This window comes from Sporobacter termitidis DSM 10068 (assembly GCF_900130065.1).
Taxonomy (GTDB): Bacteria; Bacillota; Clostridia; order Oscillospirales; family Oscillospiraceae; genus Sporobacter; species Sporobacter termitidis.
Genome location: NZ_FQXV01000007.1, coordinates 30,356 through 56,914 on the forward strand (window position 1 = coordinate 30,356; position 26,559 = coordinate 56,914).

The window sequence follows — 26,559 nt, forward strand, 5'->3', positions numbered from 1 at the left end:
TTTGACCATCATAAAACCTGAAATTCCGGGTATAATAGCAATTAAGTAACTTTTACGGCTTTCCCGAGATTTTTCGCCGGCGGCGAGCTTACGGCATTATGTACAGCAGTACTTTTTATAAACCGAACTTAAAAACGTCAGGTCAGAGGAGTTAGACTGTCGAGGCGATTCAGGGCCGAGACCATGGATTCCTATGGGCTCTTGTTTTTGTATGTTCGCGAACCTACATAACGCAAATATAACTTAAGGAGAACTATTATTTCATGGCAGAAAAACTGAAAATCATCTCTCTTGGCGGCCTCAATGAGATCGGCAAGAATCTTACCGTCTACGAATTTGGAGGCGATATCCTCGTTGTGGACTGCGGACTCGGCTTTCCCGATGACGAGATGTACGGGGTGGATATTGTCATTCCCGATTTCACTTATCTTGTAAAAAACAAGAACAAGGTCCGGGCCATTGTCTTAACGCACGGGCACGAGGACCATATCGGCGGCATGCCTTACATCCTCAAAGAGCTGAATGTACCTGTCTACGCCACGCCCCTGACGGCCGGCCTTGTGCAGCTGAAGCTTGCGGAGCACGGCCTTCTGGAGACGTCGACGATCAACACCCTCAACCCGGGAGAATCGTTCAAGGTCGGCTGCTTTAAGGTGGAATTCGTCCACATCAACCACTCCATCCCCGGCGCCGTGGCCCTGGCGATCAAAACGCCCGTTGGCATGATCGTCCACACCGGCGACTACAAGATCGACACGACGCCGATCTCCGGCAGCATGATCGATCTGGCCCGCCTCGGCGAGCTGGGCAACAGGGGCGTTCTGGCCCTTCTGCAGGACTCGACGAATGTGGAGCGGCCCGGCTATTCCATGTCCGAGCGCAAGGTCGGCGAGCGGTTTGACGAGCTCTTCCGGGGCTGCACGTCCCGCATCCTTGTCACCACGTTTGCCTCCAACGTCCACCGCATTCAGCAGATTATCAACTGCGCCGCCAAATACGGGCGCCGCGTGGCGGTGACCGGCCGGAGCATGGAAAACATCATCAAGGTCGCCACGGAGCTCGGCTGCATGGAGATACCCAAGGGCGTCTTCATGGAGCTCAATCAGATCAAGGGCATGCCCGCCGAAAAGATCGTTATCATCACCACCGGCAGCCAGGGCGAAACGATGAGCGCCCTCTACCGCATGGCCTTTTCCGACCATAGGCAGGTGGAGATCAAGCCCGGCGACAAGGTCATCATCTCCGCCTCCGCCATCCCCGGCAACGAAAAGGGCGTCAGCCGCGTTATCGACGAGCTGTTCCGCCGCGGCGCCGAGGTCTTTTACGACAAATATTCCGACCTCCACGTCTCCGGCCACGCCTACCAGGAGGAGCTGAAGATGATGATGGCTCTCACAAAGCCGAAATTCTTCATTCCGCTCCACGGTGAGTACCGCCATCTCATGACGCACTCAAAGCTCGCCCTCCAGATGGGCATCGAGCCGAAAAACATCGTCATCTCCGACATTGGCCAGGTCATCGAGCTCACAGGCCGGAGCATCAAGCGCAACGGCAGCGTCCCGTCCGGCAAGGTGTTCGTGGACGGCACCGGCGTCGGCGACGTGGGCGCCGTGGTCCTCCGGGACAGAAAGCATCTGGCCCAGGACGGCATGCTCGTCATTATCGTCAACATCTCCAGCGAGGACGGCAGCCTTGTCTCGGGGCCCGATATCATCACCAGGGGCTTCATCTACGTCAAGGAATCCGAGGATATGATGCGCGAGCTCAAGGACATCACCATCAAGGCCCTCGGCGGCTGCGCCGGCTCGAACATCACGGATTTTGCCACCATGAAGAGCGCCGTCAAGTCGGAGCTGTCCAACTACCTGTACAAAAAGACCAAGCGCAACCCGATGATTTTGCCGGTAATCACGGAAATCTAGCGGAATCCCCCTCAAATGCCTCATTCCCCCGCCTCGGCGGGGGAATATTAAAATTATATCCGGAGTCCTGCAGATATGAACATACAGATTTTCGGGAAGTCGAAATGCTTCGACACCAAAAAGGCCGAGCGGTATTTTAAGGAGCGGCGCGTCAAGTACCAGAGCATCGACCTCATTAAATACGGCATGAGCCGGGGCGAGTTCCAAAGCGTCAAGTCCGCCGTCGGCCTGGACGCCATGACGGACCTCAACGCCAGGGACGCCGAGATATTAAAGTATCTTGCCGGCGACGCGGCCAAGGAGGAAAAGCTCCTGGAAAACCCGCAGTTTATCAAGACCCCCATCGTAAGAAACGGCAAAAAGGCCACCGTCGGGTACTGCCCGGACGTGTGGAAGGATTGGGACTAAAGATGCGGGCATTTTCTGCGGAAAATGCGTCGCCTGCGGCTCCAGCCGCATCTTCCAGGGGGAACCAGTTCCCCCTGGATACGAGCCTTCGGCTCGATACCCCCTCCGGCCTCCGGCGGGATTGGAAACCCCCGCTCATAACAGGAGCGGGGGTTTGTTTGTCTTGCCCTCGGGTCCGGCGTGCTGTAAAATATGGTTATACTTCTAAATACTGCCTCGGGACAGCTTGGGGGATATTTATGGGCGATACGGATATTGTACGGGATTACTATGAAGCGTACGACGAGTGGGGGCGCTTTGAGCGGCACAGCGTGGAGTTTGAAATCAACCGGCGTTTTATTAACAGATACATAAAAAGCGGCATCTCTTAAGCAGCGAGAGCATCCTGTCACTGAGAGAAAAAGAGCTTGCCGCCGAGCCCGAGGAGGTTTTCCGCGCCTGGCTGGACCTTGCCGAGCAGGTCTGCGAGCGCGAGGAATTTCTCAGCATGGCGTCGCATCTTCTGTATATCGGAGAAAGAACGGTGACTTAGTCTATGGAAATTATGCCGATCACCGAAAACAAGAAACAATTTCTCGATCTGCTGCTGCTGGCCGATGAGCAGGAATCCATGATCGATCAATATCTCGGCCGGGGCACGCTGTTCGCGCTGTACGACGGCGGGCTCAAAAGCGTCTGTGTCGTCACCGACGAAGGGCGCGGCGTCTGCGAGCTGAAAAATCTTGCGACGTATCCGCAGTTTCAGGGTATGGGCTACGGGACAAAATTGATCGAGTTTATCGTCAATTATTACCGTAACCAATTTAACATGATGCTGGTTGGCACAGGCGACAGCCCGATCACAGTCCCCTTCTATGAGCGCCGCGGCTTTGTCTTCTCACACCGGCTGGTGAACTTCATCCCCGAGCACTACGACCATCCTATCTATGAAAACGGCGTGCTGTTAAAAGACGTCATCTATTTAAAAATGGCTTTAAGCGAAAAGGCATAGCCACAGCAGCACGCGGCCAGCATTGACAACGCGTCAGGCGCATGCTAAACTGGCGGTAATTTATGATCGGAGGGCAGATACACCGGATGGGTATTCGTTTTATTCGTCTCCGCAAATAAGGCGCACAAGCGAAAGGTACTATAGCCTTTGCTTTGGTGCGCCTGTTTCGATGATAAATAAATCGAAGAAGGTGTATTTTTTATGCCCGAAAACAAAAAACAAGGGCGATGCGCGCCCTTATCCGTATCGCAAAATTTTCTGACCAGCGCAGTGACAATAAACAATATTTTAAAGCAAACAACGATCGGCAAGGACGATCACGTCCTGGAGATCGGGCCGGGCAAAGGGCACATCACCCGGGCGCTGCTCCGCCGCAGCGGGCGCGTCACCGCGGTCGAGCTGGACGGCGGCCTTGCGCGGGCGCTCCGGGACAAATTTGCCGGAGAAACAAATCTCCGTCTGGTGCATCTGGACTTTCTGAAATACAGGCTCCCTGACGAGGGGGGCTATAAGGTTTTCGCGAGCATTCCCTTCAACCGGACGACGGCGATCCTCCGCAAGCTGACGGAATGCCGCAATCCGCCCGAGGAGATGTGGCTCGTTGTCGAAGAGGGCGCGGCCAAGCGCTTTTTGGGCCGCCCCGCTGAGAATCTGCGCTCTCTTCTCCTCAAGCCGTACTTTGACATGGACATCGCCTATTATCTGCCGGGCACCGTTTTCCACCCCAAGCCAAAGGTTGACGCCGTCCTGCTGCATCTGAAGAAAAAGCAAATGCCGGATATTTCCGGCGGAGACCGGCAGGCCTACCGGCAGTTTATCGAAGCCGGGCTGAGCGGCGGCGGGCAAAACCTGCGGCGGCTGTTTACGCCGAAGCAGCTGACTCATATTTTAAAGTCATACGGCTGTCCCACACAATTTACCCCGGCGCAGCTGCTCTACGTCCAGTGGCTCTGCCTTTTCCGATGCCGGCGGGATACAATACAGCGTTAGAGCGAATGGAACGATGGGACGGAGAGCGGATGGCGCGTCTGGGAAGCCGCGCCCTACGCAAAACCGCAGATATAACGAATGGACGGCCAATGGCCGTCCACTTTCATATTTGATTTGGGCGCTCCTCTAATAAGACACTTTTGGGGCATGGGGCGCAGCCCCATACATTATAAAGGGCGGGTGGGGAAATTCTACTCGCCTGTCATATTATTCAGAACCTTCTTCAATAGGCCGCGGAGCGTTTCGATTTCCTGCGCGGTGAGACCTTTCACGTAAGTTTCTTCCATCTGTTTCTTGTCCTGTCTTGCTATGAGCTCGACAGCTCTTGCCTTATCGGTCAGGTAAATATTCTTGACGCGCCTGTCCGCCTGGTTGACGGAGGTTGTGATGAAGCCGTTCTTCTCCAAGCGCTTCAATATGCCGCTGACGGTGGGATGCTGAAGATTGAAATGCTGCTCAATCGCTCTCTGCGTCAGTTCCTCGTCGGGCGTGTTGTTGAGGTATTCCAAAACAAGGCCCTGGGACATGGTCAGATTGAGCCTTTTCAGATTGTTGTCCGTTTCTTTTTTCGCCGCATGCGATATGCGCCTGATGATCAGGCCGAGTGTTTCCTCTTCCATAATCGTTCACCCCTTTTCCGGATGAATAACAAACTGTGGAATTCATGGTAGCACGCTACTTAATAATTGTCAAACGGGAAATCGGACAGGCCGCCGGTATGGCCGGTTCCCAGCATAAGCGTCCATGGATATATATTTAATTTAAGAATGAATATTTGAATAATATTCATTAATAGTAACTTTATCGTGTAATTATGCATAAAACCTTTTGGCAAAAGATTTCGTTTCTTAATGAAAAATGCTCTTGTTGCGCCTGAGCGTTTATGTTACAATCAGCAGAGTAACAATGAGGAGGATTGCGCATGGGCAAAGCTTATTTAATATTGGAGAACGGCGCCGTCTTTGAGGGGCAGACGTTCGGATATGAAGGCGAGACCGTGGGCGAGCTTGTTTTCAATACCGGAATGACAGGATATCTCGAAACGCTCACAGACCCCAGCTATTATGGACAGATCGTCATACAGACCTTCCCGCTGATCGGCAACTACGGCGTGATTCCTTCCGATTTTGAAAGCTCTAGCGTCCAGGTAAAAGCGTATATTGTGAGAGAGTGGTGTCAGGAGCCTTCGAATTTTCGATGTGAAGGCGTGCTTGACACTTTTTTGCAAGATAACAGGATTCCGGGGCTGTATGGCCTCGACACCCGGGCGCTGACGCGGATCGTCCGCGAAAGCGGCGTCATGAACGCGATGATCTCAAAAAAGCCGGAGCTGACGCCGGAGGAATGGGCGGCGCTCAAATCCTACGTGATCCGCGAGAGCGTTGAGAACACCTCGACGAAAGCGGCCTACACGCTCGGCGCCGACGACCCCAAATACAAGGTGGCGCTCTGGGACTTCGGGGCGAAGGAAAATATCGCCCGGGAGCTTCAAAAGCGCGGCTGCGATGTGACCGTCCTGCCCTGGTCGGCGACCGCAGAGGAGATCAGGGCGCTGAGCCCCGACGGCGTCATGCTGACAAACGGTCCGGGCGACCCGGCCGACAACAAGGGGATCATCGCGGAGCTCAAAAAGCTCTGCACCTACAATATACCGACCTTCGGCATCTGCCTGGGGCACCAGCTCCTGGCGCTCTCCCAGGGCGCGCAGACGAAAAAGCTCCATTATGGGCACCGGGGCGCCAACCAGCCCGTCCTTGAAACCGAGACGGGCAGGGTTTTCGTCACCAGCCAGAACCACGGATACGCCGTTTTGTCCGACACGCTGCCGGAGACAGCGGTGACCAGCATGGTCAACTGCAACGACGGGACGTGCGAGGGCGTCACCTACAGGAACATGCCCGTCTTCTCCGTCCAGTTCCACCCCGAGGCGTGCGGCGGCCCGCTGGACTCCCGATGGCTGTTCGATAAATTCATTGCCATGATGGCGGAGGTGGGACACCATGCCTCTTAATAAAGATATCAAAAAGGTCATGGTCATCGGCTCCGGCCCCATTATCATCGGCCAGGCCGCCGAGTTCGACTACGCCGGGACACAGGCCTGCCGCGCCCTCAAGGAGGACGGCATCGAGGTCGTCCTCGTCAACTCCAATCCCGCCACGATCATGACGGACAACCATATGGCCGACAGAATCTATATCGAGCCGCTGACGCTGCCGGTTTTGGAGCGCATCATCGAAAAGGAAAAGCCCGACAGCCTCCTTTCCACCCTGGGCGGCCAGACGGGCCTCACGCTGTCCATGCAGCTGGCCAAGGACGGTTTTCTGGACAAGATGGGCGTCCGGCTCCTGGGCGCCAACCCCGAGACCATCGACAAGGCGGAAGACCGCCAGCTGTTCAAGGACACCATGCAGTCCATCGGGCAGCCCGTCATCCCCTCCAGGGTCGTGACGACGCTGGAGGACGCCAAGGCGTTCGCCGCGGAGATCGGTTTCCCGCTCATCATCCGGCCCGCCTTCACGCTGGGCGGCACGGGCGGCGGCATCGTGGCCAACATGGAGGAGCTCTGTGAGATTTGCTCAAACGGCCTGCGCCTCTCCCCCATCGGCCAGGTGCTTGTGGAGCAGTCCGTGGCCGGCTGGAAGGAAATCGAGTTTGAGGTCATGCGCGACGCGCGCGGCAACGTCATCACCGTCTGCTCCATGGAGAACCTGGACCCTGTCGGCGTCCACACGGGCGACTCCATCGTCATCGCCCCGGCGGTGACGCTCTCCGACAAGGAGTACCAGATGCTGCGGACGGCGGCGCTCGATATCATAGGCGCCTTGAAGGTGGAGGGCGGCTGCAACGTTCAGTTCGCCCTGAACCCCGACAGCTTTGAATATATGGTCATCGAGGTCAATCCCCGCGTCTCCCGCTCCTCGGCGCTGGCCTCCAAGGCCACCGGCTACCCGATCGCCAAGGTCGCCACAAAAATCGCCATCGGCTACACACTCAGCGAGATCAAAAACGCCGTCACCGGCAAAACGAGCGCCTGCTTTGAGCCGGCGCTGGACTATGTCGTCGTCAAGTTCCCCAAGTGGCCGTTCGACAAATTCGTCTATGCCAAGCGGACGCTGGGCACGCAGATGAAGGCCACCGGCGAGGTCATGGCCATCGGCACCACCTTTGAGGAGGCCATCATGAAGGCCGTCCGCGGCGCGGAGATCGGCCACGACAGCCTCATCGACAAGACCTGCCGGAGCCAGGATACCGAAACGCTCCGCCGGCGGCTCCACGACACCACCGACGAGCGCATTTTCGTCGTTTACGAGGCCCTTACGCGCGGCGTCACCGTGGACGAAATCTTTGAAAGCACAAAAATAGACCGCTGGTTTTTAAATAAGCTCCTCAACCTTGTCAATATGGACGCGGCGCTGGCGCAGGGCGCCGCGCGGGACGAGAGCCTGGACGAGGCGCTTTATATCGGGGCAAAGCGGATGGGCTATCCCGACAGGCTGATCGAGTCCCTCAGCGGGCTGAAGATCACAAACCGCCGGCGCGCCGTGTTTAAAATGGTCGACACCTGCGCGGCCGAGTTCTCCGCCGAGACGCCCTACTTTTACTCCACCTATGACAGCGAAAATGAGGCCGCCGAATTCATCAAGGCGAAAAGCTCCAGCAAAAAAACCGTCATCGTCTTCGGCTCGGGACCCATCCGCATCGGCCAGGGCATTGAGTTTGACTACGCCTCTGTCCACTGCGTCTGGGCTTTGAAAGCCGCGGGCTACGAGGTCGTCATCGTCAACAACAACCCGGAGACGGTCTCCACCGACTTTGACACCGCCGACAGGCTCTACTTTGAGCCGCTGACCCCGGAGGACGTCTGGAATATCATTGAGACGGAAAAACCCTTCGGCGCCGTGGTGGCCTTCGGTGGGCAGACCGCCATCAAGCTGACCGCCTTCCTGGACAAAATGGGCGTCAACATCCTCGGCACCGCCGCCGACAGCATCGACGCCGCCGAGGACCGGGAGCGCTTTGACGCGCTTTTGGAGAACCTTAATATCGCCCGGCCCGTGGGCGGCACCGTCATGACGGAAACCGAGGCGCTGGAGGTGGCCCAAAAGATCGGCTACCCCGTCCTCATGCGCCCGTCCTACGTCCTGGGCGGCCAGAACATGATCATCGCCTTCTCCGAGGAGGATATCCATGAATACATGGCGATCATCCTCGCCCAGAATATCGAAAACCCCGTCCTCATCGACAAGTACCTCATGGGCACCGAGCTCGAGGTGGACGCCATCTGCGACGGCGAGGAGATTTTGATTCCCGGCATCATGGAGCATGTGGAGCGCGCCGGCATCCACTCCGGCGACTCCATCGCCGTCTACCCCGCCTGGAACATCGACGACGACATGCGCGAGATCATCGTGGACAGCACCGCAAAGCTGGCCCTGGCGCTGAAAACCATGGGCCTCGTCAACATCCAGTACCTTATCAATCAGGGCAAGCTGTACGTCATCGAGGTCAACCCGCGCTCCTCGCGCACAATCCCTTATATCAGCAAGGTCACCGGCGTCCCAATGGTCGATCTCGCCACGCGCTGTATGCTGGGCGAGAAGCTCCGGGATATGGGCTACGGAACGGGGCTTTACAAAAAGTCGCCCTACGTGGCCGTCAAGGTGCCGGTCTTCTCCTTTGAAAAGCTTTTAAACGTGGATACGCTCCTGGGCCCCGAAATGAAGTCCACCGGCGAGGTCCTCGGCATCGCCACCACGCGGGAGGAGGCGCTCTACAAGGGGCTGCGCGCAGCCGGCTACAAGCTGCACAAGTCCGGCGGCATCTTCGTCACCGTCCGGGACCGGGACAAGGCCGAGATCATCCACGTGGTGCGCAAATTCTCCGACCTTGGGTTCACCGTCTACGCCACGGCCGGCACGGCGGACGCTTTCCGGAACGTGGGCATCGAGGCCATCACCGTCGGCAAGATTCATGAAAGCGAGAACAACGGACTCTCCCTCATCGAAAGCGGCAAGGTCGACTATGTCATATCGACCTCCACCCGGGGCCGCATCCCGACCCGCGACGGCGTCAAGATCCGGCGCAAGGCTGTGGAGCGCAGCATCCCGTGCCTGACGTCCGTCGACACCGCCAGCGCCGTTGTGGACTGCCTGATGAGCAAATACTCTCAGTCCACCATCGAGCTCGTCGACATCAACCATATGCGGCGGGAAAAGCTCAGCCTCCCCTTCTCCAAGATGCAGACATGCGGCAACGACTATATCTACTTCAACTGCCTCGAGCGGCCTCTGGAAAGCCCCGAGAGCCTCTCCATCCGCCTTTCCGACCGTCATCTCGGCATCGGCGGCGACGGCGTGGTCCTCATCTGCCCGTCGGATATTGCCGACGCGTCGGTACAGATTTACAACATGGACGGCACAAACGGCGGCATCGGCGGCAACGCCCTGCGCTGCGTCTGCAAATACCTGTACGACGCCGGCATCGTGCAGCGGAAGGACATTACCATCGAGGCAAACGGCAAGGTCCGGAAGATGCGTGTCTTCACCACGGGCGGCAAGGTCTCCACTGTCACAGCGGACATGGGCAGGGCGGAATTTGCTCCGTCGCTCGTCCCGGTAAACCTGCCGGGTGAAAACGTCGTGAACAGGCCGGTCACCATTGCCGGCGGGGCGTACAGCATCACCTGCCTGTCGGTGGGCAATCCGCACTGCGTCGTCTTCCTGCCGAATATCCACAGCCTCGAGGTGCAGAAAATCGGCCCTCTCTTTGAGCACGATCCCCTCTTCCCCGAGCGCGTCAACACCGAATTCGTCCAGTACATGAATGAAACGACGCTCAGTATGCGCGTCTGGGAACGCGGCAACGGCGAGACCCAGGCCAGCGGCACCGGCGCCTGTGCGGCGGCCGTCGCCGCCGTCGTCAACGGCTTCTGCAAAAAAGACACCGACATCACCGTCAAGCTCGCCGGCGGCGACCTGAAAATCCGCTACACCGACGACGGCGTGTTTATGACCGGCAGCGCCACAAAGTGCTTCGACGGGATCGTGGAGATATAAGCCGCGGCGATAACGGGCCTCTATAGTAAATTTTTTATGTCATTCCCGCGAAGGCGGGAATCCAGGCCCCGGTACAAGAACGTGGATTCCCGCCTTCGCGGGAATGACACGGAGTTGGGGAATACAGGAATGACACGGAGCTAATAATATATAAGGGACGGCTCATTCACCCCTTATATATAAATTAAATAAAATAAATCCTTGACATGTTTATCTGCCTTTGATATTATAATTGGGCGTTCCAAAGACAGCAGGTGGCTTAGGCCGTAAGTCCTGCCGAGGACAGCCGACATTTTATTGTTTGCTTATGTCCTTGTGCCTATGGCGCAGGGACATTTTTATTTGGACGCGACTTTTCAGCCCGGAGGTGAAAAAATAGATGCCCAATGCAAAAGTACTCAGCGAAAAGCAAGCCATTGTCGCGGAGCTGACCGAGAAGCTGAAAGGCGCCGCCGGCGTTCTGGTTGACTATTCCGGTATCACGGTCGCCGAGGATACGGAAATGCGCAAAGCCATGCGTAAGGCCGGCGTTGATTACGCCGTCGTCAAGAACACGCTCACGCGCTTTGCGGTGAAAAACGTCGGATTTGACGCGCTCGATTCCCAGCTCAACGGGACGACCGCTCTGGCCGTCTCCGCCACAGACCCGGTTGCCGCCGCAAAAGTCATCAACGAGTACGCCAGCAAGAAGGAAAGCAAGATCAGGATCAAGGCCGGCTTTGTGAGCGGAAAGATCATCACGGAAGCCGAGGTCAAGGCGCTGGCTGAGCTGCCGTCGAAGGAGGTCCTGGTTGCGCAGGTGCTCGGTACGATGGTCGCGCCCATCAGCGGCCTGGTCAACGTCCTGAACGCCAACATCCGCGGCCTCGCGGTAGCGCTCCAGGCTATCGCCGACCAGAAATCAGCATAAGCGCTCCCCTGGCCCGATGAACGGGCCGCAAATTCATTAAAATTTGATTATTATTACGGAGGAAATAAAAATGGCCAGTGAAAAAGTCACCGCTCTTATTGAAGAAGTCAAGAATCTGACGGTTCTGGAGCTCTCCGAGCTCGTACATGCCCTTGAGGACGAGTTCGGCGTTTCCGCCGCCGCTCCGGCCGCCGTTGCCGTTGCCGCTCCCGCCGCCGCTGCCGCTCCGGCCGAAGAGAAGACCGAGTTTGACGTCGTCATGACCGACTTCGGCGCCGAGAAGATCAAGGTTATCAAGGAAGTCCGCGCCATCACCGGTCTCGGCCTTGCCGAAGCCAAGGCGCTTGTCGAAGCCATCCCGGCCAAGATCAAGGAAGGCGTCAACAAGGAAGATGCCGAGAAGTTCAAGGCTCAGCTCACCGAAGCCGGCGCCAAAGTCGAAATCAAATAAGAACACCTATAGAATATCCCGCGCTTCGGCGCGGGATATTTTTTTGCCCATGACGAAGGCGGGAGTGTTCGGCGATAAAATCCTTTTCTCTCCGCCCGCCGGGGCAAATGGTTTTTCTCTTTGCGCAAGAAGGAAAGCACGGCGTCAGGCCGTGCTTTCACTTTAGTATTTATTCAGGCTGATTGGGCGTGGTGTGCCGCGATATGCCGTTCTCTTTCGATTCGATCTTACTAGAAACCGCTGTTCTCGTCAATACCTTCGCGGGTATTGTAACAAAACGGTAACAGGCCTATGCCGACATGGTGATAAGCCAGGTCGTCTTCGGGTCGGAGCCCGTCAGGCCGTCCTTCCAGGCCTGCAGGTCCTTGTCGCGCTTGTCCTTGTCGGCCAGGACGTCGCTGTACTGCTTGCCCTGCCCTTCAAAATAGACGATACAGTAGCCCGTGGCTTCGTCATAGAGAAGCGCGTGGTCGCCGGCTTTTCTCGCCGGATCGTAGAGCCAGTCGTTGATTGTCGTGGGCAGCTGCTGCTGATAGACGTTTTCCTGCTGCTTGCTGTCGTCGGCACTGATCTCGGTGGCGTAGGAGGTCGTCAGCTCGGTCAGCTTGTCCTCCGTGGCGCCGGCCTGTGTCCACTCGTCGTAAATCTTATTGGCGGTGTCCTCGGCGGTCTGCTTGGCCTTGGCCACGTCGGCGTTATATTGATCCTCGTTGGGATCGCTGGCATAGAGCGATTGGTCGATCGTCTCCGGCTTGACCAGTATCTGGCGCATATTGACCGTCGCGTAATGGTTGTCGCTGCGTGTGCCGAAGAAAACGACATAATATCCGTTGGTGGATTTAAACGTCTCGACGTCGCCGTACTGGCGCGACGCGTCTTTCATCCAGTCGCCGTACGTGGAGCCCAGCAGATTGCCCTGATACGTCCTCTGCGTGGCGGCGTCCTCCTTGTTGGTCTCCGGGTCGTAATCCCGGGCCACGTCGATAAAGCCCTGCTCGGAGGTAACCGTTGCGGCGTACGCCTTGGCTTTGTCGCCGGCCGCCTCGACAGCCGCGCCCTTGGCCGCTTCATAAGAGGCGTCGTCGGGATAGTCGTTCTGATTCAGGTCTCCGGCGCTCACCAGGAAGTACCGGTAGGTGTAGGTATCAAAATTGTCCTTGTTCTGGCTGTAATTATCTTCAAGGTCTCCGGAGGAGTAGGTGAAGGAATCGCGGACATGGTTTGTATATGAGTTGATCAGATATGTCCTCTCGGCGTTTTTCCTGTAAACAGCCTCCGTCATCCCCCTGCCGTAAACGGCTTTTAAATATTTCCCCAGGTCGGTATATCCGCTGGCATAGCCGTTCTGCTTTAAGGAGTCGATATCGTCTTCCATCTTCTTTTTGTCGTCGTCGCTCAGCTGATAGCCGGCGTCAAGCGCCGCCTTATAGATCATATTGTCGCTCTTCATCTGTTCGAGCGCCATCTTTTTAAAGAAGTCGGCCCAGGTTTCCCCGGTCGTCTCGTCGTAAATCTGGCTTTTCAGCGACTCCTGCTGGCTCGGGAGCAGCGACTGCCCGAAGTCGCCTGAGCTGCTCAGGGCGTTATAATACTGCGCGTAAGCATTCTCATAATAATAGTTGAAATCGGTGACCGTGTATTTGACGTCATCGATTTTCACCGCAGCGAAATTCTGCCGGGAATAGTCGGAGTTGATCAGCAGAGCTGCGGCAAAAAGGACGGCAACGACTATAACCGTTATTAACGCGACTCTGGCGGTACTCCTGGCCTTTTCGCTTTCCTTGCTTCTCTTGTCCCTGCCGGCTCCGAAATCGAATCCGTCAGAACCGCGCTTTCTCTTATCCTGAGATGCACCCATATGTCTGTCATTCCTTCTAATTTTTATGTAGAGTTTTATAGGGTATCCGTATAACGAGGGTTATTATACTCGAAAGCGGACAGCCTTTCAAGATAAATAACATTTGTTCTCAATAAATTTACAATAACATACTGTTAAAATCTGTTTTTTGACAAATAAAAACACCCCGCCATGCCGTGTAAGCCCATTTATAACCTGCACGACTCGGCAGGTGGGTTTCCTCCTTCCGGCTGCGCTGCTTCCAACATCCAAGAACGCGTATAGCGTTTCGGGAGGCCTGCAATTCACCGAAAGAGTTCGGAATCCCTTATAAACAATGTGGGTTTAAAAAGGCTCATCACGAACAGAGCAGGGTATTATATTGACGGAATCGGCTGCCGGCGGTGCCGCGCACCGCATGGCCGCCGCCGTTACAAGAATTCTAACATACGCCGCAGCGATTTTCAACGCGGAACGGCACTATAAATTCTGGATTGCGGCTTATTCCTCCGCCTCGTCGTCGCTGAACAGCTGCTCCATAAAGGTGTTGTAGACAGCCTCCAGCTCGCTGTCGTCATCGACGGTCGCCAGAATATCCTCACCGTTTTCTTGCACGACCTTGAGGATGATCATCCCGTAATCCTCGTTATTCTCATCCATATCCGCGGGTAAAAACGCCATGTACATCTCGCCGTTATACTCTATTGTGTCCAGATGCTCAAGCTCGAATTCATTCCCGTCGTCATCGGTGACGGAGATGAAGTCGCTGCCGTACTGATCGCTCATAATAAACCTCCAATGTCGTTCTGATCCCGCGTTTTCTTACAGCCGGCCGTCTTTTTGTCCAAAAGAAAACAGCACAATCATATGATTGTGCTATATATATTACTCCACAAAGGCCTATTAATCAAGCTTTACAGGAGCGCGGGTTTTACGAGCCGAAATCCTCCAGGAGCCTTAATACATCGTCGTAGCTCTGGACCGTGATGCCGGCCACCAGCTTTTCTCTGTCTACGGCGCGCAGGCCGGCCACCTCAATTGTCGTCTCGATCGCCGGGGAATCCGTGATCGCGCCGTAAAATACGGCGATATGCCCGTTATAGGCGCGGAGAATGTAATTTTTGTCGGTTTGGTTTTCCGACGCGACAACAGGCACGACGACCGAGGCGCTTTTCATGGTCGTGGTGATCACGAGCATTGCCAGCATTAGCAGGGACGCCAAAAGCATTATGGACAGGAGTACCGCTCTGACGGGTTTAATGAGCATATTATCACAACCTTTCATTCCCGTAGTTAAGCAGATTATTGACATTATTTTCCTCAAATATACCGCCGTCCGCCATCCGCACATTTATTTACAAAAAAAATTTGACAGGCGTGTTACAATAGCAGTAACATAATTCCGATGTTTTACAGACTGCGAGGTGAAGCGCTTGTCCCAAAGAGGCAAGGCTAAAAAAATAGCGAAAACCGGCGCGCGTACATTCGGCGGTGTCGTCGTTTTAATATTAAAAGTTATCGGCACATTCCTGCTCATCGGCGTGACGACCGGCGTGATTTTTTCCTGTATATTTGCCATCTACGTCAAGACAAATCTGACCGCGGATCTCGACGTCAGCCTGGATGATTTTAAAATGAATCTCTCGAGTGTCATCTACGCCAAGGATTCATCTACGGGCGACTACAAGGAGCTTGTAACACTGCAGAGCAGCGAATACAGAAAGTGGGTCGACTACGCGGACCTTCCGCCGTACGCCGAGCATGCTCTTGTCGCCATCGAGGACAAGCGCTTTTATTCCCATCACGGCGTTGACTGGTACCGCACCTTAGGTGCTTTCGGCAATATGTTCCTCAGCATGAAGGACACCTTCGGCGGCTCCACGATCACGCAGCAGCTGATCAAAAACCTGACCAAAGAAGACGAGGTAACCGTCCAGCGGAAGCTTGTAGAGATTTTTAGAGCGCTACAGCTGGAAAAGGAGTACCCCGATAAAAGTCAAATCATCGAATGGTATCTCAACGTCGTCAACTTCGGCGGCAATACTTATGGCCTCGGCGCCGCGGCAAACTACTATTTCGGCAAGGAAGCCAAGGACCTCACGCTCGCCGAGACCGCCTCGATCATCGGCATCACGAACAATCCCTCGATGTACAATCCATATATCAACGCCAAAGCGAACAAGGAACGGCAGGAAGACATCCTGGATAAGATGTACGAGCAGGGCTACATTAAATCAAAGCAGGAGCTGGACGCGGCCAAAGCCGAGCAGCTCGTCTTTGTGAAAGGTCCCAACGGTTCGGGCAGCAATACCATTTATACCTACTTTGAGGACGCCGTCATCAATGACGTCATCGCCGACCTGCAGAAAGAGAAGGACCTCTCCAAAGAGGTTGCGACGAACTACCTGTTCACGCAAGGCTACAAAATCCTCTGTACGGTGGATTCGGACATTCAAACAAAGGTCGACAGCATTTATCAGGACCTGAACGCCATACCGAAGGTCACCGGATCGAAGAACCAGCAGATTCAGTCCGCCATCGTACTTGCCGATCCGTATACGGGCGAAATCCTCGCCATGGAAGGCGGCGTCGGTCAAAAGGTCATCAGCCGCGGGCTGAATCGCGCCACGCAGAGCAAGCGGCCGCCCGGCTCCTCCATCAAGCCGCTGGCCGTCTACTCTCCGGCCATGGAGCTCGGGCTGATCACGCCCGACACGCGCTTTGAGGATTCGGCGGACGTCAAGCTGCAGCATACGAACTGGATGCCGAAAAACGACGACCTCTCTTACAGAGGCACCATTACCATACGCCAGGCGCTGGTCAGCTCGATCAACACGGTTTCCGCTCAGATCATGGATAACCTGTCACCTGCGAAATCGTACGACTTCATGGTCAATAAGCTCGGCTTTGACCTGAGCCCGTACGACGAGGACTACGCCCCGCTGTCCCTCGGCCAGCTGACGAACGGCGCCACCGTGCGCGAGATGGCCTCCGGGTACACCATGTTTGACAACCAGGGCGTCGAAAAACAGCTCATTACCTATACGAAGGTCCTCTCCAACGACGAAAAGACCGTCATCCTCGACAACAAGCCGAAAACCTCCGTCGCCATCAGCCCCGTCACGGCCTACTGGATCACGGATATGCTCCATGACGCAGCCACAAGCGGCACGGGCTATGAGGCAAACCTTGGCAAGCTGATGCCGGTCGCCGGCAAGACTGGTACGACGACCGATAAAAAAGACCGCTGGTTCTGCGGCTTCACCCCGTACTACGTCGCCGTCGTCTGGACCGGTTACGATACGCCGGCAACCATGAAGGTCAGCGGCAACCCGGCCGCCCAGCTCTGGAAAAAAGTGATGACGCTTGTCTCCACGGGACAGGATTATAAGGAATTTCCGAAGCCGGACGACACGTATCTGACGCCGGTTCCCGGCGTGGACGCGGAGGTCCAGTACACGGTCCAGTACGTCACGGTGGACGGCGAGGTCCTCCAGTCCACAAATAAATCGGCCGTACCGGGCAAGGATGTCACCGAGACGGCCCCATCCATCAGCGGCTACACGCTGGTTGGAGACGGCAGCAAAACCATCACGGTTACCAAGGATACGGCAAAAAATTTGATCCAGTTCTTCTATCAAGGCGAGTCGACGTCCACAGGCGAGCCGACCGGGGAACCGACGGGCGAACCGTCACCCCCGCCGACGAATACTCCGCCCACAGGCGAGCCGGCGTCCCCGTCACCGTCACCGGCGGACGACCCAAACCCGCCCGCCACGCAAGCCGCGTTTTCCGCAAGAAAAAAATAGAGCGGCGGACAACTCCGCCGCCGGGATAAAAAGACAGGCCGCGAAAGCGGCCTGTCTTTTTTATGTTCTAAGTCAAGCTTCAAAAAACTTGGCATGGATGGCCTGGATGGCCCTGTCGGCCTCGTCCTCGTCGACGAGGACGGAAACCTTGATCTCGCTGGTGGAGATCATGTGTATGTTGATCTTGGCGTCAAAGAGCGCTTCAAACATCTGTACGGCGATACCGGACGAGTTGACCATGCCGGCGCCGACCATGCTGACCTTGGCGATTTTGTCCGTGACGCTCAGGTCCTTGAAGCCGATGATCTCCTGCTGCTCGCGGAGCGACTTTGTCGCCTGCTCCATATCCTGCTTGGCCACGGTGAAGCTGATATCCTGCGTATCGCCACGGCCGATGGACTGAAGGATGATATCCACATTGGTCTTCTGCTTGGCCATCACCCTGAAAACCTTAAAAGCGATGCCGGGTTCGTCCTTCAAGCCGATCAGCGCGATTCTTGCAACATTGACGTCCTTGGCGATACCGCTGATTTTTGTCTGTTCCACTTTCGTGACCTCCTTGACTTTAGTACCTGGTTTTCTGACAAAGCTGGACAGCACTTCCAGATTGACGTTATAGCGCTTGGCCATTTCCACAGAGCGGTTGTGCAGCACCTGCGCGCCAAGGGACGCCAGCTCCAGCATTTCGTCGAATGTGATTTCCTCGAGCTTTCTCGCGTTGGGAACCTTTCTGGGGTCACATGTATAAACGCCCTCGACGTCCGTGTATATCTGGCAGAGGTCCGCGTTCATCGCCGCCGCGATGGCCACGGCCGTCGTGTCGGAGCCGCCGCGCCCCAGGGTGGTGATGTCGTCGTACCTGTTGACACCCTGGAATCCGGCCACGATAACGATACGGCGTTTGTCCAGCTCGTTTCTGATCCGCTCGCAGGTAACTTTTTTGATCCGGGCGTTGCCGTAATCCGAATTCGTCTGCATGCCGATCTGCCAGCCGGTCAGGGATACGACGGGCATGCCCATTTTTTCAAGCGCCATCGCCATAAGCGCGATCGATATCTGCTCGCCGGTCGAAAGAAGCACATCCATCTCTCTTTTTGACGGATGTGTGTTGATTTCATTGGCCTTTTCGATCAGATCGTCTGTCATGTCCCCCTGCGCGGACAGTACGACGACGACATCGTTGTTGTCACTGTAAGTATCGGCGATGATGCCCGCCACACGCCGAATCCTTTCGGCGTCAGCCACGGAGCTTCCGCCGAATTTTTGTACAATAAACGCCATTTCCAATCCTCCAATTTGAGCGCCGGACATCGCGCAGCGCATTCGCGCTGTGTAACCCGAATATTTTCAGAAGACGCGCATATAAGATGAAGATACAGCCTGTTCGCCGCGTCAGTCGATGATGCGGAATACGGAAAGCACGCTTAATTCCTTCAGCAGGCTGTCCGCCTTGTTTTTGCTCATCACCGGCGTGGTGAACGCCGTCTCGCCGTCCTTGAGCCCGTCGATGACGGTGACGTCGCCAAAAACGCGCCTGATCTTCTCAGGGGCATCCGATGCCCGGACATACCAGGCGCTTTCCAGCAGGCCCACGTCATAGATGAGCTCGGGGCCGCCGTCCTGCCAGCTCAGCCATTTGCGCGCGTTGACGTGCTTGGCAGCGTCGATGATATCGGCCACAACGGCGCTGGCCGTCGGCAGCTTGCCGGCGCCCGCCCCGTAGAACATCACGTCGCCGATGGCGTTTCCGCGGACGATGATCCCGTTCATGACACCCTCGACGCTGGCGATCAGATTATCCTCCCGGACAAGGTGCGGCGCCACGTAAACGGCAATTTTATCCCCTTCCATATGTATGGCTCTGCCAAGCAGTTTGACTCTGTAGCCAATTCTGCCCGCGTAACTGATATCGTCCAGCGTCACGGCTTCGATGCCCTCAGTTTCAACATGCTGCGGGTAGACATGCCGCCCGAAGCAGAGCGCCGACAGGATGCAGATCTTCCGGCAGACGTCGTGCCCCTTGATATCGGCGTCGGGATTCTGCTCGGCGTAGCCCTTTTCCTGGGCCTCCCGCAGCGCGTTGGCAAAGGCGACGCCGTTCTTGACCATTTCCGTCAGGATATAGTTCGTCGTCCCGTTCAATATGCCGTATATCTCGTTGATTTTGTTGGCCGCCAGGCACTGAGTGATCGGCCGGATGATCGGTATCCCTCCGCCGACGCTGGCTTCAAACAGATAATTAACGCCCTTTTCCCGGGCGATCTGCGTCAGTTCATATCCATGTGTGGCCACAAGCTCTTTATTGGAGGTGACGACGCTCTTTCCTTTCAAAAGACTGCGTCGGGTGAAGTCATACGCCACGCCGGCGCCGCCGATCGTCTCGACGACGACCTTGACGTCCGGGTCATTTTCAACGACCGAAAAATCCTTGACTATGAGGCTCTCATACGGATTGCCGGTAAAATCCCTGACGTCAACAATATACTTCACTCGGATCTCCTGTGCCGCGCTTTGGGATATCATATCGGAATTCTTCTCTATGACTTCCATCACGCCGGAGCCGACCGTACCGAACCCCAAAATCGCTATATCGAACATCCCAAATCCCCTCCCCCTTTTTAGCTTCGCCACTTGATACTGCGTATATACCTTTTGATAATTTAGTATACTACCATACGTTGTTTTATTCTGCAACCGTTTTAGCCGTACTAACGCCATAATTCGTTAAAGTCATAAATTCACGTAGCGGCAGACAATGTTTTTTTGTGTGTGGTGATGTTACTTGCCGGAAAACAAGCACCTGCGCCGTGGGCTTTACTGCCTGTACGGGGCTGCGAGCATCATATTGGTATGGCTTCTTCTGCGCTTTGCTCTGCCGTGGCTGCTGCCGTTTATCGTCGCCGTCATCGTCACGCGCCTGATAGAGCCGGCGGTACATTATATGACGGACCGCTTCAGAATCCGGCGCGGCTTTGCCTCGGCGCTCTGCACGGTCATCGTCTTCGCCGCGCTGATCGCCCTTACCGCACTTATCATCGGCCGCTCGGTCATTGAGCTGACCGCCTTCGTCAAGGACCTGCCGTCGCTGCTCAAGAGCCTGACGAAAACCATATCGCTCATCGGCGAAAGGATCGACGGATACGTCCACGCGGCGCCGCCCGAAATCCAGGATTATCTGCAAAACGCCATTGCCGGCCTGGTTCAAAAAATCGCCGACCTGCCCGCGTCGCTTTCGGACGACGTGCTCGGCCTCCTGTCCAGCATCGCGAAATTCACGCCGAAGCTGATCCTGTTCTTTTTCACATGCGCGCTCAGCGTCTTTTTTTTCAGCTGCGGCTACAAGGAAATTTCCGCCTTCATCCTCCGGCAGATCCCCAAAAACCGCCACGCCTCTCTTCGGGATTTCAGGAAGGATCTGCTGGCCACCTTCGGCAAGTGGCTCAAGGCGGAGCTGATGCTGGCCGGCATCACCTTTGCGGAAATGACCGTGGCGTTTTTGATCATGCGCATCGATTTTGCCCTGCTGCTGGCACTTTTAGTCGCCATCGTCGATTTTCTGCCCGTGCTGGGCTCGGGCGCCTTTCTCGTCCCCTGGGCGCTTTTGACGCTGATCGGCGGCAACTACAAAACCGCCATAGCGCTCGTTGTCATCTTCGCAGTCAACACCCTCGTGCGCAGTATCCTGGAGCCGAAAATGATCGGCAAGCAGATCGGCCTCCCGGCCCTGGCCACGCTCATCGCCATGTACGTCGGCTTCTGCTCCGTTGGCGTCACCGGCATGATCCTCTTCCCCATCGGGCTCATCATGCTGAAGCATCTGAACGACAAGGGGTATGTCAAGCTGTGGAAAAATTGAGACGCGGCGAGCGGGCTGCCGACGGGCGATTGATAATCGCCCCTACGCATAGACTGCAGGACACACCGCCGGGCGGCCACCGGCCGCCCGAGAGGGCCTGGGGCACTGTCTGGCAGCGGAGCGAGCCGCGCCAAGTGGCGTAAAATCGAGGGTTAGCGAGATTTATGCGAGGCGGAATTTACTTCCGCCCGGCAAATCAAATCATAGAGGCCCCCCGCGCGGCCTGCCGCGTGGGGAAGGAGGACAAGCACTTATGCCGGATAAAATAAAAGCCGCCGTTACCGGCGCGCTGGCGGGCGCTTTAAACGGATTTTTCGGCGGCGGCGGCGGGATGATCCTGGTGCCGCTGTTTATCTGCTGGCTGAAGGTGGACGAGCGGAAGACGTTCGCGACCTCGGTCTTCATTATTCTGCCGCTCTGCCTTGTGTCGGCGGCCGTCTATTATTTCCGCAGCCATCTGGATCTTTTGCAGGCGCTGCCGTTTCTGATCGGCGGCCTGGCGGGCGGCTTCATCGGCGGGCGCGTCTTTGGTAAAATACCAACGAAGCTGCTGCATCGGCTGTTCGGACTGCTGCTCATTTACGGCGGCGTCCGGTGCCTCATTTCGTCCTAAGGAGCTTTTATGAACATCGTGTCCATCCTTGCCGGGTTCGTCACGGGGATACTGTCGGGCTGGGGCATCGGCGGCGGCTCGCTGCTGATCATCTATATGACGGTTTTCGCCGGTGTGACGCAGCAGGCGGCGCAGGGCATCAACCTTTTGTACTTCCTGCCGACCTCTCTCACGGCGCTCTATTCCCATCTGAAAAACAAGCTCATTGAAAAGTCCCTGGCCTGGCCGGCCATCTGCGCCGGGGCGCTGACGACGCTGGGCGCCTCCCTGCTCGTCACGTCCATCGACACGCATCTGATGAAGAAATTCTTCGGCGTTTTTATCATCATCATCGGGCTGACGGAGGTCTTTAAGCGGACCAAAAAGAAGGGAAATGAGGAATAATTTAGATGCCTGCGTATGGGCGCCGTGGATTCCCGCCTTCGCGGGAATGACATGAAGTAGGGGTAGTAGGTCCGGGCCGCCGAGGGCGGCGGCCCCTGCGCCGGCGCGGGGCATTTTACATCACCTTTTGCTGTTCAGGTACCCCTCCAGGATCAGCGTCGCGGCGACGGCGTCCACGGTGCCTTTCCGCTTTTTCCCCCGGACGCCGGCCTCGGAGAGGATGCGGTGGGCGTCGACGGTGGTGCGGCGCTCGTCCCACAGTACGACCTCCAGGCCGTACGTTCCGCGCAGGACGGCGGCCAAGTTTTCGCTTTTTTCGGCGCGGGGACCCAGGCTGCCATCCATATTCTTCGGGTATCCGAGCACGATAAGACCGACGCGGCGCGCCTGCGCCGCCTCGGCGATTTTTGAAGCCGCGCGGTCGGGCGACCACTCGGTGATAACGAAGGTCTCCCCCGCCAGAAATCCCGTCTCGTCCGAAACGGCAATGCCGGTCCGAGCGTCTCCGTAATCGACCGCCATAATTCTCATCCGGGCACCCATCCTTTTTCGTATTACGTGCGTTGTATTTATTTTAAAGTATACACGCATTGCCACGCTTTCACAACGGCCGCGTCGGCCGCGGGATATTACGCCCGCCCGCCGCAAGCGCCCTGCGGCGCCGCGTATCAGACGATTTTTATAATTTGCATGATTTTTTACCAAAATTTCATTACAGAGCCCAGACTATGAAGCGGAGCTGTATGGCAATTAAGACAATGCGCCCATGATAAGCGCTGTTTTAATTGCCATTTTATATAATTTTGAATTATATCCCATTGCCGTCTTGTTCTTTCCGACAAATACAAATATAATTAAATTGCAATTATATGATTTACATCCTGCATTTTGAGGAGCGAGCTATGACGCAGCATCAAATTAAAAAAGTACTGGCCGCCAACCGCGGCGAGATCGCCATCCGGATTTTCAGGGCCTGCTACGACCTGGGGCTCCACACGGTGGCGATGTACTCCAACGAGGACACGCTCAGCCTCTTCCGCACGCACGCCGACGAGGCGTATCTGATCGGCAAGAACAAAAGCCCCCTGGGCGCTTATCTCGACATTCCGGCGATCATCGATCTGGCCCGGCATCATCACGTGGACGCCATCCATCCCGGCTACGGCTTTTTATCCGAGAACGCCGATTTTGCGCGGGCCTGCGAGGCCGCGGGCATCACCTTTATCGGGCCCCCCTCCGACGTTTTGGAGAAGATGGGCGACAAGCTCAGCGCAAAGGCCATCGCCATCTCCTGCGGCGTCCCCGTCATTCCGGGCACCTCAACGCCCTTAAAGGACGCGGGTGAGGCGCTGGAAAAGGCTAAATCCTTCGGCTTCCCGGTTATACTCAAGGCCGCGGGCGGCGGCGGCGGGCGCGGCATGCGCCGCTGCGACACTGCCGAGGAGGTCGAGCCGGCGTTCAACCTCGTCAAGAGCGAGGCCATCAAGGCCTTCGGCAACGACGACATCTTTATCGAAAAATTCCTCGTTGAACCAAAGCACATCGAGGTGCAGATCCTCGCCGACAAGCACGGCAACGTGCTGCATCTGGGCGAGCGCGACTGCTCCCTGCAGCGGCGCTACCAGAAGGTCGTGGAGTTCGCCCCGGCGTTCTCCGTCCCCCAGTCCACGCTGGACCGGCTGTATGAGGACGCCGTCAAAATCGCCCGGAGCGTCGGCTATATAAGCGCCGGCACCGTGGAATTTCTGGTAGATAAAAACGGCGGCCACTACTTTATCGAGATGAATCCCCGGGTCCAGGTGGAGCACACCGTCACCGAGATGGTCACCGGCATCGATATCGTCCGCGCGCAGATTCTTATCGCCGAGGGCCAGAAGCTGAGCTGCCCCGACATCGGGCTCACCAGTCAGGCCGACGTTCACATGAACGGCTATGCCGTCCAGTGCCGCGTCACAACGGAGGACCCGTCCAACAACTTCGCGCCCGACACCGGCAAGATCACCTCCTACCGCTCCGGCGGCGGCTTCGGCGTCCGGCTGGACGGCGGCAATGCGGCCGCCGGCGCCATGGTTTCGCCCTATTACGATTCGCTCCTCGTCAAGGTCACCGTCTGGGACAACACGTTCACGGGCGTCTGCCGCAAGGCGGGTCGCGCCCTGAGCGAGCTGCATATCCGCGGCGTCAAGACGAACATCCCCTTTGTCACGAACATCCTGCACCACCCCGTATTTCTCTCCGGCGACTGCCACACAAAGTTCATTGACGACACGCCGGAGCTGTTTGAATTCGCCGGCTCCCGCGACAGGGCAACCAGGCTTTTAAAGTTCATCGCCAACATCCAGGTCGCAAGCCCTGAGGCCGAGCGCCGGCAATGCAGCGAGCCGCGTTATCCCGAGGCGAAAAACCCGCTGAAGCCGGGGCTGAAGCAGCTCCTGGACGCGGAGGGGCCGGACGCCGTCAAGAACTGGGTGCTGGGGCAGAAAAAGCTCCTGATCGGCGACACGACGCTCCGTGACGCCCACCAGTCGCTGTTCTCCACGCGCCTGCGCACCCGGGACATGGTGCTGGCCGCCGAGGGTACCGCCGACATCCTCGCCGATGTGTTCTCCCTGGAAATGTGGGGCGGCGCGACCTTCGACGTGGCGTACCGCTATCTGCACGAATCTCCGTGGGACCGGCTCGACCAGCTCCGCAAAAAGATCCCCAATCTTCTCTTCCAGATGCTGCTGCGCGGCTCCAACGCCGTGGGGTACACAAACTACCCGGACAACCTCGTCCGCGCCTTCGTGGCCGAGGCAGCCAAGGGCGGCATCGACGTGTTCCGCATCTTCGACTCCCTCAACTGGATACCCGGCATGGAGATCGCCATGGACGAGGTCCTCAAGCAGAATAAAATCTGCGAGGCGGCCGTCTGCTACACCGGCGACATCCTGGACCCCAGGCGTGACAAATATACGCTCAAATATTACGTCGACTTCGCCAAGGAGATGGAAAAACGCGGCGCGCACATCCTGGCCATCAAGGACATGTCCGGCCTGTTGAAGCCTTACGCGGCGAAAAAGCTCATCTCCACCCTCAAGCAGGAGATCGGCATCCCCGTCCGCTTCCACACCCACGATACCAGCGGCAACCAGGTGGCGGCCGTCCTGATGGCCAGCGAGGCCGGCGTCGACATCGTGGACACGGCCACGGCGTCCATGTCCTCCCTCACCTCCCAGCCCTCGATGAGCTCCGTCGCCGCCGCCCTGCAGGGTACCGACCGCGATACGGGGTTTGACTTAAACCGCCTGCAGGAGCTGGACGAATACTGGTCCGACGTGCGTCCGTACTACGAGGACTTTGACAGCGGCCTCAAAAATCCCATGACGGAGATTTACCGCTATGAGATACCCGGCGGCCAGTACACAAACCTCCAACCGCAGGTCGTTTCCCTCGGCCTCGGCGACCGCTTTGACGAGGTCAAGGAAATGTACAAGACGGTCAACGACATGCTGGGCGATCTCGTAAAGGTCACGCCGTCGTCGAAAATGGTGGGAGACCTTGCGATCTTCATGGTACAAAACAACATGACGCCGGAGAATATCGTCCAGAAGGGCGAGGCGCTCACCTTCCCCGACTCGGTGGTCAGCTACTTCAAGGGCATGATGGGCCAGCCGGCCTGGGGGTTCCCGAAGGACCTCCAGCGCATCGTCCTGAAGGGCGAAAAGCCGATCACCTGCCGCCCCGGCGAGCTTTTGCCGCCTGTGGACTTTGACAAGGGCTGCGCGGAGCTGCGGAAATATATCGCCAGGCCGGAGGACCGCGCGATCATCTCCTGGTATCTGTATCCCAAGGTCGTCACCGAGTATTTCGAGCACGCCCAGGAATACGGCTACATATCGAATCTCGACAGCCGCGTCTTCTTTGAGGGCATGGACGTGGGCGAAACCACGCAGGTGGGCATCGACAACGGCAAGACGCTCGTCATCAAATACCTCGGTCTCGGCACGGCGAACGAGGACGGCACCCGCAACGTCCACTTCGAGCTCAACGGCATGCGCCGCGACGTCTCCGTCCCCGATCCGGCCGTCGAGAGCACGGCAAAGCACGTGGTCCTGGCCGACCCGGAGGATAAGAGCCAGATCGGCGCCTCGATCCCCGGCATGGTCTCCAAGATCACGGTAAAGCCCGGCGACCGCGTCGAGGAAAACCAGGTCCTCGCCGTCATCGAAGCCATGAAGATGGAAACCTCCGTCGTCGCCAGGATGGCGGGCACCGTGGACAAGGTGCTCGTGGAGGCGGGATCGGCCGTGAAAGCGGGCGAGCTGCTGGCGGTTATAAAATAGGCATACA

The 26,559-nt window shown here is 56.8% G+C and carries 21 protein-coding genes, 1 other RNA gene and 1 other annotated feature; of the genes, 14 read left to right on the top strand and 8 right to left on the bottom strand.

Going from position 1 to position 26,559, the window contains the following annotated elements:
* Positions 1 to 263 precede the first annotated feature (263 nt).
* The 5 genes from BUB60_RS10690 to erm all read left to right on the top strand — a co-directional run bounded on the left by BUB60_RS10690 (position 264) and on the right by erm (position 4,311).
* Positions 264 to 1,922, top strand: a complete 1,659-nt coding sequence (locus BUB60_RS10690; RefSeq protein WP_073078743.1) for a ribonuclease J — start codon at positions 264 to 266, stop codon at positions 1,920 to 1,922.
* Between the two features lie 75 nt (positions 1,923 to 1,997).
* Positions 1,998 to 2,330 carry an arsenate reductase family protein gene (locus BUB60_RS10695; protein ID WP_073078745.1) on the top strand — a complete coding sequence of 111 codons (333 nt, stop codon included), beginning with the start codon at positions 1,998 to 2,000 and terminating at the stop codon, positions 2,328 to 2,330.
* A 239-nt stretch (positions 2,331 to 2,569) separates the two neighbouring features.
* Complete coding sequence (locus BUB60_RS20760; protein ID WP_278277494.1) at positions 2,570 to 2,701, top strand: hypothetical protein; 132 nt, start codon at positions 2,570 to 2,572, stop codon at positions 2,699 to 2,701.
* Positions 2,702 to 2,865: 164 nt separating this feature from the next.
* Positions 2,866 to 3,321: a GNAT family N-acetyltransferase gene (locus tag BUB60_RS10700; protein ID WP_073078747.1), complete on the top strand. Its 456-nt coding sequence runs from the start codon at positions 2,866 to 2,868 to the stop codon at positions 3,319 to 3,321.
* A 201-nt stretch (positions 3,322 to 3,522) separates the two neighbouring features.
* The gene (gene erm, locus BUB60_RS10705) at positions 3,523 to 4,311 is read left to right on the top strand and encodes a 23S ribosomal RNA methyltransferase Erm (protein WP_073078749.1); all 789 of its coding nucleotides are present in this window, start codon (positions 3,523 to 3,525) and stop codon (positions 4,309 to 4,311) included.
* A gap of 191 nt (positions 4,312 to 4,502) precedes the next feature.
* Here the strand turns inward: erm and BUB60_RS10710 are convergent, their stop codons facing one another.
* Positions 4,503 to 4,931: a MarR family winged helix-turn-helix transcriptional regulator gene (locus BUB60_RS10710; protein WP_073078752.1), complete on the bottom strand. Its 429-nt coding sequence runs from the start codon at positions 4,929 to 4,931 to the stop codon at positions 4,503 to 4,505.
* Positions 4,932 to 5,233: 302 nt separating this feature from the next.
* Between BUB60_RS10710 and BUB60_RS10715 the strand changes: the two genes are divergently transcribed.
* The 4 genes from BUB60_RS10715 to rplL all read left to right on the top strand — a co-directional run bounded on the left by BUB60_RS10715 (position 5,234) and on the right by rplL (position 11,728).
* Positions 5,234 to 6,322 carry a carbamoyl phosphate synthase small subunit gene (locus BUB60_RS10715; protein WP_073078754.1) on the top strand — a complete coding sequence of 363 codons (1,089 nt, stop codon included), beginning with the start codon at positions 5,234 to 5,236 and terminating at the stop codon, positions 6,320 to 6,322.
* Positions 6,312 to 10,367: a carbamoyl-phosphate synthase large subunit gene (gene carB, locus BUB60_RS10720; RefSeq protein ID WP_073078757.1), complete on the top strand. Its 4,056-nt coding sequence runs from the start codon at positions 6,312 to 6,314 to the stop codon at positions 10,365 to 10,367. The genes BUB60_RS10715 and carB overlap by 11 nt, the downstream gene beginning before the upstream one ends.
* A 223-nt stretch (positions 10,368 to 10,590) precedes the next feature.
* Positions 10,591 to 10,716, top strand: a sequence feature (ribosomal protein L10 leader region).
* Between the two features lie 30 nt (positions 10,717 to 10,746).
* Positions 10,747 to 11,277 carry a 50S ribosomal protein L10 gene (rplJ, locus tag BUB60_RS10725; protein WP_073078759.1) on the top strand — a complete coding sequence of 177 codons (531 nt, stop codon included), beginning with the start codon at positions 10,747 to 10,749 and terminating at the stop codon, positions 11,275 to 11,277.
* A gap of 70 nt (positions 11,278 to 11,347) precedes the next feature.
* Positions 11,348 to 11,728 carry a 50S ribosomal protein L7/L12 gene (gene rplL / locus BUB60_RS10730; protein WP_073078761.1) on the top strand — a complete coding sequence of 127 codons (381 nt, stop codon included), beginning with the start codon at positions 11,348 to 11,350 and terminating at the stop codon, positions 11,726 to 11,728.
* A gap of 289 nt (positions 11,729 to 12,017) precedes the next feature.
* Here the strand turns inward: rplL and BUB60_RS10735 are convergent, their stop codons facing one another.
* The 4 genes from BUB60_RS10735 to BUB60_RS10750 form a co-directional block, all read right to left on the bottom strand.
* Positions 12,018 to 13,586: a SurA N-terminal domain-containing protein gene (locus BUB60_RS10735; RefSeq protein WP_073078763.1), complete on the bottom strand. Its 1,569-nt coding sequence runs from the start codon at positions 13,584 to 13,586 to the stop codon at positions 12,018 to 12,020.
* Between the two features lie 159 nt (positions 13,587 to 13,745).
* A non-coding RNA gene (gene ssrS, locus BUB60_RS10740) (6S RNA) lies at positions 13,746 to 13,944 on the bottom strand.
* A 122-nt stretch (positions 13,945 to 14,066) separates the two neighbouring features.
* Positions 14,067 to 14,351 carry a DUF1292 domain-containing protein gene (locus BUB60_RS10745; RefSeq protein ID WP_073078765.1) on the bottom strand — a complete coding sequence of 95 codons (285 nt, stop codon included), beginning with the start codon at positions 14,349 to 14,351 and terminating at the stop codon, positions 14,067 to 14,069.
* 145 nt (positions 14,352 to 14,496) lie between these two features.
* On the bottom strand, positions 14,497 to 14,832 hold the full coding sequence (locus tag BUB60_RS10750; protein WP_159435388.1) for a BofC C-terminal domain-containing protein: 336 nt from the start codon (positions 14,830 to 14,832) through the stop codon (positions 14,497 to 14,499).
* A 166-nt stretch (positions 14,833 to 14,998) separates the two neighbouring features.
* Between BUB60_RS10750 and BUB60_RS10755 the strand changes: the two genes are divergently transcribed.
* Positions 14,999 to 17,374, top strand: a complete 2,376-nt coding sequence (locus BUB60_RS10755; protein ID WP_073078769.1) for a transglycosylase domain-containing protein — start codon at positions 14,999 to 15,001, stop codon at positions 17,372 to 17,374.
* Positions 17,375 to 17,446: 72 nt separating this feature from the next.
* Here BUB60_RS10755 and BUB60_RS10760 read toward each other — a convergent pair whose 3' ends face one another.
* Together BUB60_RS10760 and BUB60_RS10765 are read right to left on the bottom strand one after the other, a co-directional pair.
* Complete coding sequence (locus BUB60_RS10760; protein WP_073078771.1) at positions 17,447 to 18,655, bottom strand: aspartate kinase; 1,209 nt, start codon at positions 18,653 to 18,655, stop codon at positions 17,447 to 17,449.
* Positions 18,656 to 18,766: 111 nt separating this feature from the next.
* Positions 18,767 to 19,972 (bottom strand): homoserine dehydrogenase, encoded by a 1,206-nt coding sequence (locus BUB60_RS10765; RefSeq protein ID WP_073078774.1) that lies wholly within the window; start codon positions 19,970 to 19,972, stop codon positions 18,767 to 18,769.
* 184 nt (positions 19,973 to 20,156) lie between these two features.
* Here BUB60_RS10765 and ytvI point away from each other — a divergent pair, with 184 nt between their 5' ends.
* The 3 genes from ytvI (at position 20,157) to BUB60_RS10780 (ending at position 22,227) form a co-directional block, all read left to right on the top strand.
* Complete coding sequence (gene ytvI, locus BUB60_RS10770) at positions 20,157 to 21,230, top strand: sporulation integral membrane protein YtvI (RefSeq protein WP_073078776.1); 1,074 nt, start codon at positions 20,157 to 20,159, stop codon at positions 21,228 to 21,230.
* 253 nt (positions 21,231 to 21,483) lie between these two features.
* Entirely contained in the window at positions 21,484 to 21,843 is a 360-nt protein-coding gene (locus BUB60_RS10775) for a TSUP family transporter (RefSeq protein WP_073078778.1), read from the top strand.
* 9 nt (positions 21,844 to 21,852) lie between these two features.
* Positions 21,853 to 22,227 (top strand): sulfite exporter TauE/SafE family protein, encoded by a 375-nt coding sequence (locus BUB60_RS10780; protein WP_073078780.1) that lies wholly within the window; start codon positions 21,853 to 21,855, stop codon positions 22,225 to 22,227.
* Positions 22,228 to 22,347: 120 nt separating this feature from the next.
* On the opposite strand, the gene ruvX is transcribed toward BUB60_RS10780, so the two are convergent.
* Positions 22,348 to 22,758, bottom strand: coding sequence for a Holliday junction resolvase RuvX (gene ruvX / locus BUB60_RS10785; protein ID WP_073078783.1), 411 nt, complete (start codon positions 22,756 to 22,758; stop codon positions 22,348 to 22,350).
* Between the two features lie 371 nt (positions 22,759 to 23,129).
* Here ruvX and BUB60_RS10790 point away from each other — a divergent pair, with 371 nt between their 5' ends.
* The gene (locus tag BUB60_RS10790) at positions 23,130 to 26,552 is read left to right on the top strand and encodes a pyruvate carboxylase (protein ID WP_073078785.1); all 3,423 of its coding nucleotides are present in this window, start codon (positions 23,130 to 23,132) and stop codon (positions 26,550 to 26,552) included.
* Positions 26,553 to 26,559: the final 7 nt, after the last annotated feature.